This is a genomic window from Aeromonas sp. QDB14, assembly GCF_027707845.1.
In the GTDB taxonomy this organism is placed as follows: Bacteria; Pseudomonadota; Gammaproteobacteria; order Enterobacterales; family Aeromonadaceae; genus Aeromonas; species Aeromonas caviae.
This window is the reverse complement of record NZ_JAPCJD010000209.1, coordinates 1-702: the sequence shown is the minus strand read 5'-3', so window position 1 is coordinate 702 and position 702 is coordinate 1. Positions and strand designations below refer to the sequence as shown.

Genomic DNA, 702 nt, shown 5'->3' with positions numbered 1-702 from the left:
CGGAGCCGCATTGCGATTTACCGGAAAACGGGTCTTTGATATCTTCACCGCCCTGGGTCTCGATGGCCTGGGGCGTTTTTCTATGAACATGACGCCTATGCAGCCCCGCAACTCCGCCAACCTCCGTGGCGTATGGGCTGGCGATAACGCGCCCGCCATCACTGCCATCTGGTTCGCGATGAACTGACAGGCAAACTTAAAGCTCACCTCATTGGGCGCTCGCTGATGGGCTACGGCGGCCTGGCTGGCCTCCCGCCTGACCAGATTGTATCCAAGCAGCAATCCCCACAGCTCCTGATAGACCAAGTCCACTTTCTTGCTTCTCAGCGTGATGGCGTTGTGCTGCATCGCGCTTTTGATATCCCGGTATCCCAGCTCGATTTCCCAGCGCTCGTGGTACAGGGTCGCCACCTGAGCTGCGCTGAATCGCGCCACGGGCAGGGAGGTAAAGACCGTTTTCTCCTTGCCTGCCACCTCATAGGTCACTGCGCGAACTTGCCAGTGTGTCGGCAACGCCGGGTTTTTCTTGCGAGCCTGAGGCGAGACCGTCATTTGCAACAGACGGTCACCGTCGCCATAGCGCTCAAGTTCCGTGTATACCAGCCCCTTGCGTTCCGGGATGAGCCAGTGACGGTCGGTGTCTTCGGCCTGAATACGCAGCAACAGGTCGGCACCGAAGAAGCCTTTATCCAGCAGGGTCAC

General features: G+C 58.8%; 1 pseudogene. It reads right to left on the bottom strand.

Annotated features, from left to right (window positions below):
- Positions 1–702 (bottom strand): annotated as a pseudogene (locus tag PG887_RS22545) (IS4-like element ISAeme15 family transposase); the annotation flags it as partial.